The sequence below is a fragment of the Marinitoga okinawensis genome (genome assembly GCF_055387075.1).
Genome location: NZ_AP042422.1, coordinates 274,257 through 286,516, shown reverse-complemented (window position 1 = coordinate 286,516; position 12,260 = coordinate 274,257). Strand labels below are relative to the sequence as shown.

11 protein-coding genes and 1 pseudogene are annotated in these 12,260 nt (G+C 28.7%); 10 read left to right on the top strand and 2 right to left on the bottom strand.

Translation table 11 applies throughout. The features are described 5' to 3' along the window. The first annotated feature begins 6 nt into the window (after positions 1 to 6). The 8 genes from ACZ5CK_RS01290 (at position 7) to oraE (ending at position 7,669) form a co-directional block, all read left to right on the top strand. A complete protein-coding gene (locus tag ACZ5CK_RS01290) occupies positions 7 to 459 on the top strand; it encodes a hypothetical protein (protein ID WP_464582107.1) in 453 nt (150 codons plus the stop codon). 5 nt (positions 460 to 464) lie between these two features. Beyond that, on the top strand, positions 465 to 842 hold the full coding sequence (locus ACZ5CK_RS01285) for a hypothetical protein (protein ID WP_464582106.1): 378 nt from the start codon (positions 465 to 467) through the stop codon (positions 840 to 842). A gap of 32 nt (positions 843 to 874) precedes the next feature. After that, positions 875 to 2,104, top strand: coding sequence for an MFS transporter (locus ACZ5CK_RS01280; RefSeq protein ID WP_464582105.1), 1,230 nt, complete (start codon positions 875 to 877; stop codon positions 2,102 to 2,104). Positions 2,105 to 2,349: 245 nt separating this feature from the next. Beyond that, positions 2,350 to 3,363, top strand: coding sequence for a 2,4-diaminopentanoate dehydrogenase (gene ord, locus ACZ5CK_RS01275; protein ID WP_464582104.1), 1,014 nt, complete (start codon positions 2,350 to 2,352; stop codon positions 3,361 to 3,363). A gap of 25 nt (positions 3,364 to 3,388) precedes the next feature. Then, positions 3,389 to 3,694 (top strand): 2-amino-4-oxopentanoate thiolase subunit OrtA, encoded by a 306-nt coding sequence (gene ortA, locus ACZ5CK_RS01270; RefSeq protein ID WP_464582103.1) that lies wholly within the window; start codon positions 3,389 to 3,391, stop codon positions 3,692 to 3,694. Further along, on the top strand, positions 3,691 to 5,103 hold the full coding sequence (gene ortB, locus ACZ5CK_RS01265) for a 2-amino-4-oxopentanoate thiolase subunit OrtB (protein WP_464582102.1): 1,413 nt from the start codon (positions 3,691 to 3,693) through the stop codon (positions 5,101 to 5,103). The genes ortA and ortB overlap by 4 nt, the downstream gene beginning before the upstream one ends. Then, positions 5,103 to 5,477 (top strand): ornithine aminomutase subunit alpha, encoded by a 375-nt coding sequence (locus tag ACZ5CK_RS01260; RefSeq protein WP_464582101.1) that lies wholly within the window; start codon positions 5,103 to 5,105, stop codon positions 5,475 to 5,477. The genes ortB and ACZ5CK_RS01260 overlap by 1 nt, the downstream gene beginning before the upstream one ends. Further along, entirely contained in the window at positions 5,474 to 7,669 is a 2,196-nt protein-coding gene (oraE, locus tag ACZ5CK_RS01255) for a D-ornithine 4,5-aminomutase subunit OraE (protein ID WP_464582100.1), read from the top strand. The genes ACZ5CK_RS01260 and oraE overlap by 4 nt, the downstream gene beginning before the upstream one ends. A gap of 321 nt (positions 7,670 to 7,990) precedes the next feature. Here the strand turns inward: oraE and ACZ5CK_RS01250 are convergent. After that, a pseudogene (locus ACZ5CK_RS01250) lies at positions 7,991 to 8,236 on the bottom strand (AAA family ATPase); the annotation flags it as partial. A gap of 130 nt (positions 8,237 to 8,366) precedes the next feature. Here ACZ5CK_RS01250 and dhaS point away from each other — a divergent pair. Continuing rightward, complete coding sequence (gene dhaS / locus ACZ5CK_RS01245; RefSeq protein WP_464582099.1) at positions 8,367 to 8,933, top strand: dihydroxyacetone kinase transcriptional activator DhaS; 567 nt, start codon at positions 8,367 to 8,369, stop codon at positions 8,931 to 8,933. Positions 8,934 to 8,945: 12 nt separating this feature from the next. Here dhaS and ACZ5CK_RS01240 read toward each other — a convergent pair whose 3' ends face one another. Beyond that, complete coding sequence (locus ACZ5CK_RS01240) at positions 8,946 to 10,649, bottom strand: oleate hydratase (RefSeq protein WP_464582098.1); 1,704 nt, start codon at positions 10,647 to 10,649, stop codon at positions 8,946 to 8,948. Between the two features lie 185 nt (positions 10,650 to 10,834). On the opposite strand from ACZ5CK_RS01240, the gene ACZ5CK_RS01235 reads away from it, so the two are divergent. After that, complete coding sequence (locus ACZ5CK_RS01235; RefSeq protein ID WP_464582097.1) at positions 10,835 to 11,992, top strand: MalY/PatB family protein; 1,158 nt, start codon at positions 10,835 to 10,837, stop codon at positions 11,990 to 11,992. The last annotated feature ends 268 nt before the right edge of the window (positions 11,993 to 12,260 follow it).

The window sequence follows — 12,260 nt, the reverse complement described above, 5'->3', positions numbered from 1 at the left end:
TTTTAAATGGCTGAAATGACTATTAAAATCGATGAAGCCTTTATAAATGGCCTTGTTGATAAATTAATTGAGGAAAATGCATCTATAAAAGGATTAAAAAATCTAAATATCGAGATGAAAAATGATGGTATCCATTTTCAAATAGAGGTAAATATATTTAATAAAGATGTAGTTTTTGACTCTCTTATTGAATTAAAAGAAAAACCATCATCCTTAGCTAATGGTATGTTAAAATTTAACTTATCCGGCGATGAAGGAGTAAGAAAAATACTAGAAGGGGTTTTCTCAATAATTTCAAAATTCATAGATGGCTTTGAAGCAAAAGATAATGAAATAGGTATAAACTTATCAAAAATACAATATTCTGAAAACCTCAAACCATTATTCCAGTCATTAATCTTAGATAATTTTGAAGTTAAAAATAAAGAATTTCTTTTAACATTAAAATATAAGGAGTAGATATTTTGGAAATAATCATAGACAAAGATCTCATTATGGATATTCTAAATGGAATAATAAAATTTTCTTCATCAGAATTTTTAAGAAAAATTTTTAATTTATCTACAAAAATAAACTTTGTAGATAATATGATCATTATAAGAGTTTTATTATTCAAATATACAATTAAAATAGTAGAAATTCCAGAAACAGTAGCTGGTATATATACATTTGAACATAATTTACCAATTAATTTTATCAATCAAGAAAAAATCCCAAAATATTTAAAAATTGATAAGAACAAATTATATCTTTATATTCCAGAAAATATTTTTACTAAAAATCTTATTTTAAAAACTTTTTCATTTGAAACTAATAAGATTCATATTATATTATCTGTTTAATATTATTCCAAAAATTTATCAGGAGGGGTAGGATGACAAAGAAAGAAAAAAGTTGGGTGATGTATGATTGGGCTAATTCTGCCTATACTTTAATTGTAACTACCGCAGTTTTACCAATATTTTTTAAAGAGGTTGCGGCAAAAAACATTGAAGGATATCTTTCTACTGCATATTGGGGATATGGTAATACGATAGCAACAATAATTGTAGCAATATTGGCACCAATTTTAGGTACTATTGCTGATTATAAAAATGTAAAAAAAAGATTTTTAACATTTTTTTGGTTGTTAGGTGTAATATCAACATTTTTATTAGCTACTGTTGGCGAAGGTGATTGGCTTCAATGTTTAATTATTTACATATTTTCAGCTATTGGTTTTGCAGGCGCTAATATATTTTATGATTCTATGATAGTAGATGTTACAACAGATGAAAAAATGGACTGGATATCAGCAAGTGGATTTGCATGGGGATATATAGGAAGTACAATACCATTTATAATTAGTATGGCTATTATAATGAAGCCTGGAATTATTGGCTTATCAAATTCTTTAGTAGCAACACGCTTAGCTTTTATTATAACTGCATTGTGGTGGGCAATTTTTACCATCCCATTATTAAAAAATGTTCATCAAGAACATTATATTGAAAAATCCCAAACACCTATTAAGGATAGTTTTGAAAGGCTCGCAAATACATTTAAAGAGATTAAAAAATATAATAATATCTTTTTATTTTTATTGGCTTACTTTTTTTATATTGATGGAGTAGGAACTATAATAAAAATGGCAACAGTTTATGGCAAAGATGTGGGAATAGGTACTACTCAATTATTATTAGCCCTATTCGCAACTCAAATTGTAGCTTTCCCATTTGCATTAATATATGGAAAGTTGGCTCAAAAATGGAATGTAAAAAGAATGTTGTTTATTGGAATAACTGTATATACATTTATTACAATATATGGTTATTTTCTTAAAACAGCTGTGGATTTTTGGATTTTAGCAATGCTTGTCGCAACATCACAAGGTGGTATTCAAGCTTTAAGTAGATCTATGTATGGAAAATTAATTCCTAAAAATAAGTCTGCGGAATTTTTTGGATTTTATAATATCTTTGGAAAATTTGCAGCTATAATTGGGCCATTTTTAGTAGGTTTCTTTTCTCAAATTACTAAAAATTCAAGATTTGGCGTTTTAAGTGTATCTATATTATTTATTATTGGTGCGTTATTACTAATAAAAGTTGATGAAGCTAAATAGGTGATGCTTTTGCATCACCTATTATTTTTATTCAAATTTGACTAAAATCATGGATTATATCCGTATAAATACGATAATATTGAGTATGCTCATTTATATATAAGTATGTTTGAGTATGCGTATTTGACTATATGAAAAAAATTTCATAAAATTAAAATGTATGCAACTATATTTTAAAATGTGTAAGTGAAAAAATTCTAAAAATTATTAAAAAAGAAATTTAATATTTCAAAGGAGGCGTTATTATGTATAGAATAGCATTATGGGGATTCGGTGCAATGGGTAGCGGGATTGCAAGAAATATTTTATCCAAGTATGAATTAGAATTAGTTGGAGTACATGATACGAGATATGTTGGAAAAGATGTTGGGGAATTATTAGAAATAGGTGAAATTGGACTAAAGGTTTATGATTCACCAGAAAGAATGTTAGATGAAACTAATCCAGATTTAGTAGTAATTGCAACAAATTCATTTGTTGAAGTTGTTAAAGAACAAATTATTACAGCTGTAAAAAAACATATTAACGTAATAACAATTGCTGAAGAAATGGCTTATCCTTTCTATACTCACCCTGATGAATCTGAAGAAATGGATAATTTAGCAAGAAGATATGGAGTTTCGATTTTAGGAACAGGCATTAATCCTGGTTTTGTATTAGATACCTTGATTTTGGCATTATCAGGAGCAGCATTAAACGTAGAACAAATAAAAGCTGCAAGAATTAATGATTTATCACCATTTGGACCTACAGTTATGGAAACTCAAGGTGTAGGAACAACAGTTGAAGAATTTGAAAAAGGATTGAAATCTGGAAAAATTGTTGGACACATCGGATTTGAACAATCTATCTACATGATTGCTGATGCATTAGGATGGAATATAGATAAAATTGAACAAACAAGAGAACCAATAATTTCAAATGTTTTAAGAGAAACAAAACATGTAAGGGTTGAACCAGGAATGGTTGCTGGATGTAATCATATAGCAAGAGCATATATGAATGAAAAAATGGTTATAGAATTAAAACATCCACAGCAAGTAAGACCAGAATTAGAAAATGTAGATACAGGAGATTATATTGAAATCATAGGAGATCCTAATTTAAATCTAACTATTAAACCAGAAGTCCCTGGTGGAAAAGGTACAATGGCTGTAGCTACAAATATGATTCCTTCAGTTATTGAAGCAGAACCCGGATTATTATCAATGGCAGATTTACCAGTACCTAGAGCTTTAATTGGAGATTTAACATTATAATTTAGTTTTTTTAGGAGATGATTAAATGATTGCTAAAAAAGGCGATTGGGTTCAAATATATTTTGTCGGATTAAATCCTAAACAAAGAGCAAATAATCTTCCAGAGGACACAAAACGTGTTCCTCTGGAAATTCGTATAAAAGGCTTTCTTTTAAATGATGAAGCTAAAATCGGAGATATTGTAAAAATAGAAACTCCTGTTGGCAGAGAGGTTGAAGGTAAATTAGAAGAAATATTTCCAGAATACAAACATAATTTCGGAAAGCCTGTGATTGAATTATTACAAATAGGTAAACAATTAAGAGAAATGATCGAAGGTGATCAAGAATGAAAAGAGATATTAGTTATGATGCAGTAATGTCAAGAAAAAATGAAATAATGAAAAAATCTGTTGGTGTTGATTATACTAAATATGAAATAGAAGGCATAGCCTTTGATTATGAAGAAATGATGAAAGATGCTGGATATACTATAGATGAAATTAGAAAAATACAATTTGAAACTGGTGTTGGCAATACACCATTAGTTGAATTAAAAAATATAAATAAATTAATTAAAAAAATATCTCCAAAAGGAAAAGGCGCAAGGATTTTTGTAAAAGATGAAGCTACTAATCCTTCTGGATCATTTAAAGACAGAAGAGCATCTGTAAGTGCATATAGAGCAAAAGTTATGGGATATAAAGGTGTAATGGCAGCAACAAGTGGAAATTATGGAGCTGCTGTTGCCTCTCAAGCATCTAAAAGGGGTTTAAAATCAATTATTGTTCAAGAATGTTTTGATAGTAATGGTGTTGGACAACCAGAAATTTTAGAAAAAGCTAGAGCTTGTGAAGCATATGGTGCTGAAGTCATTCAATTAAGTGTTGGACCAGAATTGTTCTATTATTTTTTAGTTTTACTTGAAGAAACAGGTTACTTCAATGCTTCATTATATACACCTTTTGGTATTGCCGGTGTAGAAACATTAGGATATGAGATAGCAGAGCAATCAATGGAACAATTTAGAAAATATCCAGATGCTGTAGTTATCACACACGCAGGTGGAGGAAATTTAACAGGAACAGCAAGAGGATTGAAAAAAGCAGGAGCTATTAATACAAAAATTATTGGTGCCAGTGTTGATTTACACGGATTACATATGGCATCAGATAATGACTTTAACAAAAAATCTTTTACAACTGGTCATACAGGTTTTGGAATTCCCTTTGCGACTTTCCCAGATAGATCAGATGTTCCAAGAAATGCTGCAAGACCATTAAGATATATGGATGAATATGTTTTAGTTACACAAGGTGAAGTTTTCTATATAACTGAAATGTTGGCTAATATTGAAGGTATGCAAAGAGGACCTGCCGGAAATACTTCTTTAGCTGCAGCATTTGCTTTAGCTGTGAAAATGGATAAAGATCAAATAATTGTAGTTAATGAAACAGAATATACTGGTGCAGGCAAACTACCTTCTGCACAACTTACATTTGCAAAAGAAAATGGTATTGAAATAAAATTCGGTGATCCAATTAAAGAAGATGTACCCGGTAAAAATATTGTATTACCAGATCATCCATCAAAAATTGATGTTATTAAATACCCGTTAGAAAAATTAAGAAAATCATATATAATAGAATTGAAAAAAAGATATGGAAAAACAGAATTTTCTGAAAAAGAATTAAAATTTATTGCTGAAGATTTAAGAATCACTACAGAGGAAGTAAAAAAGTTGATTGAGGAGGTATTATAATGGAACCAAGAAAAGTTGATTTTGAAGAAAAAGCAAAACATTTAATGAATATGACAGATGAAGAATTAGATAAATACTTCTGGGATTTAATAGAAAAAATTGTAGATCCTCTAATTGATTTAGCTTCTACACATACATCTCCATCAATTGAAAGATCTGTTTTACTTAGAATGGGATTCAATAGTATGGAAGCAAAAGCTTTAGTTGATAAATTTTTTGAAAAACATATATTAGGAAAAGGTGCAGGTAATATTGTATATACCATAGCTAAAGAACATAATATAGATTATATACAGGCAGGAAGAGATTTAATTGCAGGAAAATATTGGGATGATGTGGATAGAATTTTTGTTCACGGAGGCGATAACAAATGAAATTAGAGCCAAACAAAAAATTGAATGTTGAAGAAATATTAAAAGATTTAGATAAATATAGACCAAAAAGAAAAGGATGGACCTGGAGAGAAAAATTACCTCCAAAGACAAAGATTGGAGATTTTGAATATTATGAAGTAAGTAAACCTTTAAAAAACTTTGTTGCATTACCTGCAGCTCATTACTTTAAAAATATAGATCCTCAACCACAAGAGGTTATTACTTCAGAAATTGCATCTGGTAGATTTGAAGAAGATATAAGAAGAATGAGAATGGCTGCATGGCATGGTGCAGATCATATTATGGTTATTAGAACATTAGGACAAAGTCATATGGATGGTTTAATTGAAGGAACACCAGAAGGTATAGGTGGTATCCCAATAACAAGAAAACAATTAAGAGCATCAAGAAAAGCTCTTGATTTAATAGAAGAAGAAGTAGGAAGACCTATTAATTTCCATAGTTATGTTTCAGGTGTAGCTGGCCCTGAAGTAGCTGTATTATTTGCTGAAGAAGGCGTAAATGGAGCTCACCAGGATCCTCAATATAATGTATTATATAGAGGAATTAATATGATTAGGTCATTTGTTGATGCTGCTGTAGCTAAAAAAATTATGGCATCAGTAAACATGTTACAAATTGATGGTGCTCATAATGCAAATGCATCAGCTAAATTCGCATGGAAGGTTATGCCAGAATTATTAGTACAACATGCTATTAATTCATTATATTCAGTAAAAGCTGGAATGAAAAAAGAAAATATAGCATTATCCACAGTTCCACCAATAGTTTCACCAACACCAGAATTTAGATTAAACTTTGTATATGCATTAACAATTAGAGAATTATTCAAAGATTATAAATTCAGAGCACAAATGAATACAAGATATATTGAATCAGATTTATTCGATGCTACAAGAATACACGTATTAGATACACTTATTTCAAGATTAACAAAAGCTGATATTCAATCAACAATTACTCCTGATGAAGGAAGAAATGTCCCATGGCATATTAATTCAATTAGAGGTGTTGAAACAGCTAAACATACATTAATTGCTCTTGATGGTATTAAAGAAATGGTTCAGGTAAATTGGGATAATGTAAGAGAAAAAGTTAGAGAACTAAAGATGAGAGCTATTTTAATGTTAGAAGAAATAATTGAAATGGGCGGTTATTTTGAAGCTGTTGAAAATGGAATGTTTGTAGATAATGGTGAATATCCAGAAAGAATGGGTGATGGTATTGTTAGAAAGAAAGATGGAGGTATAGGTGCAGGAACGGTTGTACCAAGAGATAAAGATTATATGGCTCCTGTATGTCATCACTTTGGATATAATAATTTACCAGAAGGTTTAGAAAAGCCTTGTGATTTAATAGGTGGATGTACATTATGTAATCCAGATAAAATACAATACATAGATGAATTAGATGATGAAGATAATGTATATAAGAGATTAGATAAAATAAAAGAATATAGAGAAAATAATTTGATTAAACCAGAAGTAGAATGGAGTTATGATGGTTATATTCAATTAGATATGACAATTCCTGAATCAGAAGAATATGCAGAAGCTGCCGCGCTTGAAATATGTAAAAGAATGGGATTAGAAGATGCTCAAGTAATTTCAAAAACAGTATTACATCCAACAGAAGCAACATATGTTGAATTAAAAGCAAAAGTCCCATTTGCAATTAAGAAAGATGAATTAGTATTACCTAAAAAACCAGAAGTTATGTCAGATGATGAATTATTTGATTTCTTTGCAAAACATAAAGTTAAGGTTGTAGCTGGTACAGTAGGTAATGATGAACACAATGTTGGTATAAGGGAAATCCTTGATATTAAACATGGTGGTATAGAAAAATACGGTATAAAATATGAATATTTAGGTACAAGTGTTCCGCCAGAAAAAATGATTGATGCTGCTATAGAAGTTGGAGCACAAGCAATATTAGCTTCTATGATTGTTACACACAATGAAGTACATGTGGAAAATATGAAAAAATTACATCAATTAGCTATTGAAAAAGGTGTAAGAGATAAATTAATGATTATTGTTGGTGGAACTCAATTAAATGATGATATAGCAAAAGAAAATGGTATGGATGCAGGATTTGGAAGAGGAACAAAAGGGGCACACGTTGCAACATTCATTGCTAAAAAATTAAAAGAAATGTTAGGAGAATAATTAATGGCTCTGCATTTAGCAGAGCTATTTTTTATGATATCTTTAATAATGTTAAATTTTGCAGTTAAAATTGCAAAAGAGTGTTTGTTTCCAAAAACTCACATCAAAAACTTCTAGAAATTACTATTAAAGCATATTACAATATAGACGATAATTCATATGAAAATAATTTAAAAATAATGATCTAATTTAATTAATTTATTACCATCCAAGAAGAGGTATTTACACAAAATTTTACATGCTACCAATTCTTAATTCTTTTTTTGTATATTTTTATTTTCCCTTTTTTTAACATTCTGATGTTGACTTTTACAAATACTTTTCTATTATTTCTTTTTCTTTCCATATCTTTAATCCTTCAAATAAATGCTTGTTATCTTGATCATTTCTAAAAAAATATTTCATCATACTCATATTTAGTGTTTTCCCAAACCTTCTTGGTCTGGTTATTAATATTACATCTCCACTTTCTATTATTTCTTTTATCAGCATGCTTTTATCTATATAATACATATTATCTTCTATTATGCTTTTAAAGTCACTTCGTCCTATTGGTAATCGTTTCATCGTTTCCACCTCCGATTTAATTATACCATATAAAAATAAGAGGTAATTAAAAAGATAGATACGGAAGCAAAAGAATAAAAGTATGGTATAATTTCATATGGGAAAATAAAAATAGATAAGAGGGGTTTTTATGTCGGAAATAACGAAAAAAGCACTTGCGAGTTCATTAAAAAAGTTAATGAAAGAAAAACCATTATCAAAAATTACTGTAAAAGATATAGTTAGTGATTGTGGAGTAAATAGAAGAACATTATATTATTATTTTCATGATATATATGAACTTCTTGAATGGTCTTTCAAAAGTGAAGTAAAAGAAATCCTGGGAGAAAATAGGACTTACGAAACCTGGCAAAAAGGTTTTTTAGATTTATTATATTATTTAAAAGACAACAAAAAAATTGTATTAAATGCATTTAACTCCATTGATAGAAATAGACTTGAAGATCATTTATATGATTATGTTTATAAATTAATTCTTGATGTTGTTAACGAACTTTCTGAAAATATAGATATATCATTAGAAGATAAAAATTATGTTATTAAATTCTATGAAATAGCACTTACAGGTATGATTATAAATTGGATCAAAAATAAAATGGCTGAAGATCCTAAAAAATTGACAAATAAACTCAGTAAAATAATAGAAGGCGATATTCATAGAGCATTATTGAAATTTAGCAATAAAAAGCCCCAATGATGGGGCTTTTTATTATAATAATCCTTCTAATGATGTATCTTTAAGTAATTTTTTTACAAAGAATTCTCCTGGTAATGGTTTATTGCCATATAAAGTTCTTGTTGCATTTACAACGTGTCTAATATCGTATTTACTTGGATAAATTTCTGGAACCTGTTTATCAAGATTTAATAATTTATATACAGCAATCATTGCAGATCTTACTGAATATTCTACGGTGAATACACAATCTCCTTCAATTTCAACAAATTGACCCAAGAATGCTAAGTTTACACTTCCTTCTGGTACAACTTCTGGTCTATCACCTTTAACTCTTGGCATAAATTGACTGGTAATATGTGGCATCATTGCTGGAATAACAATTGCGTCATTAACGATTTCTTCCATTAAATCTCCATCTACACCCATATGATATAACAATTCTCTTAATAATTCTTCACCTGTACATTCGCTCATCTTTTTCTTGATATAGTCACCTTCATTGTCTGCAAATAAACCATATGCCCATAGTACTAATACATCATCTGGTTGATTTGCAAAATGTGGTTGTCTACTGAGTGTGAAACTCATACCCCAATTTGAATCTTTAATTGTTATAATTCCACCAGTTACAACTCTTCCTGAATATGGATCTCTATTTGTTAGTTTTCTAATAATATCTGCAATCTTTGAATCTTTAAATGTTACTGTAAATGATTCCCATTTTGTTTTATCAATGTTTTTATAGAAAACTTCTGGCCTTCCAAATGCAGGATCTTTTTCTGCAATATTTTTCCATAATCTCCATACAGGGCCAAATTCTGTATTTAATTCTGGTGCTTTATCGTTGCTTCCCAATGTAGAATTTTCTGTCATAGAACCATTAATTACAAATACTAAATCATCTTTTGTAGTTTTTATATATTCTTCTTTTCCGTCTATAACTAAATGTATTCCAGTTACAACCTTTTCCTTACCATTAATTTCTATATCAAGATCTGTAACTAAAGTATTATTTTGAATTTTCACCCCATGATCTTCTAACCATTTTACTAATGGTAAAACAAATGAATCATATTGATTGTATCTGGAGAATAAAATATTTCTTAATTCTGTCATTCCTGGTAATAAATGAATAAATCTTTCCATATATCTTTTCATTTCAACAACGCTATGCCATGGTTGAAATGCAAACATTGAACGCCATAATAACCACATATTTGTTTCAAGATAATCTGGTGTAAAGAATTGTTCTACAGTTAAATCACCTAAATCTTCTTCTTTTGCTAAAAATAATTTTGTTAATTGTTTAATGTGATGATCTTTTAACCCTAATGTTGAAGCATCTACTCTTTCACCTCTATTTTGAATTACTCTATTTGCAGAAACATTTGGATCCCAATCATTAATTTCTTTCATATCATCTAAAACGGTTCTTTCTGGATTTTCTAATGTTGGAATATCACCAAATAAATCCCATGTACATTCATAATGTTCTTCCATTTCTCTACCGCCACGAATGATATATCCATCTTCAAGATTTCCAGCACCGTCTAAAGCTCCACCATTAACATTTTTCCTTTCAAATATAGTGATATTTTTTCCATCCATATGTCCATCTCTTATTAAGAAAAATGCTGCTGCAAGTGTAGCAATTCCTGAACCGACAAGATATGCTTTTTTATTTTCTATTCCTTCAGGTTTTTTTGCATGATATTTTAATTGATAGCTACCCATGTTATATCTCCTCCTCTTTTAAAACCTTTTGGTAATTTTAGTATACTTCAAAATTTTTATATTGTAAATTATCAAAATACTTTGTTTGTGCAAATTTGCAACACATTTGATGATTTGTGTAAAAATATGATATTATATATATTAGCGGGTAGATAAAATTTTTGTATGAAGCAGGGAGGGATAAAATGAAATATATAGATAGAAAAGGAACTAATTCTATAAAGTGGGATTGGTATGAATGGAATAAAAATCTATTTTTAGATAAAGATGTTTTACCAATGTGGGTTGCAGATATGGATTTTGAAGCACCAGAAGAAGTTAAAAAAGCACTTAAAGAAAGAATAGAACACGGAGTATATGGCTATACATACGAACCTACAGATTTAAAAGATAATATTATTAACTGGTTAGAATACAAACATAATTGGAAAATAAAAAAAGAAGACATTTTACACATGCATGGTGTTATTCCAGCATTGGATTTTTCAATACAATTATTTACAAACCCAGGGGATAAAATATTAATTCAAACACCAGTATACCCTCCATTTATGAGTTCCGTCAAAAACAATAATAGAAATCTTTTAATAAATGAACTTAAACTTGTAGATAATTATTATGAAATAGATTTTAATGATTTTGAAGAAAAAGCAAGAGATGCAAACATGTTTATTTTATGTAGTCCTCATAATCCTATCGGAAGAGTTTGGAGTAAAGAAGAATTAGAAAAAATGGGAGAAATATGTTTAAAACATAATGTTTTAATTGTTTCCGATGAAATTCATGCGGATTTAACATTTAAAGATATAAAACATATTCCTATTGCTTCTATTTCTGAAGATTTGTCACAAAATACTATCACTTTAATGGCACCCAGTAAAACATTTAATATAGCCGGATTACATTATGGGTTTGCAATTATATCAAATCCTAATCTAAGAGAAACTTTTGAAAAATGGATAAATATCAGTGGTTTATATATGCATAACTTTACTGGATTAATTGCTGCCAATACAGCTTATAAATATGGAAAAGAATGGTTAGAGGAAGTTATGAATTATATAGAAGATAATTATAACTATGTAAAAGATTTTTTTGAAAAAAATATACCAGAAGTAAAGGTAATAAAATCTGAAGGAACTTTTTTAGTATGGCTTGATTTCAGACAATTAAATTTAAGTCAAAATGAGTTAAGAGAATTGCTGGAAAAAAAGGCTAAGGTTGGTTTAAATTCTGGTGATACATTTGGACCAGGCGGTAAAGGATTTATGAGAATGAATATTGCAACTTCAAGGGAAAATATAGAAAAAGCTTGTAAAAGAATTAAAAATGCACTCGGATAAGAGTGCATTTTATTTTCCTTTTTTAACACTCTGGTGTTGAATTTTATAATAATAGTAAAATCCTTAAAACAATAAGCTCTCTTTTGAGATATCCAGATTGAAAAATTAGATATTTTTCATATTATATAAAAATTTTTATTTTTTAATCTTGTTACTTTAAATAATTATCATTTGATATATTAATCCAATATTTAATAATTGAAAAAAATAAGTAAAATATTTAATTCATATTGACTTTTATTATTATTATTATTATAATTATATTAAA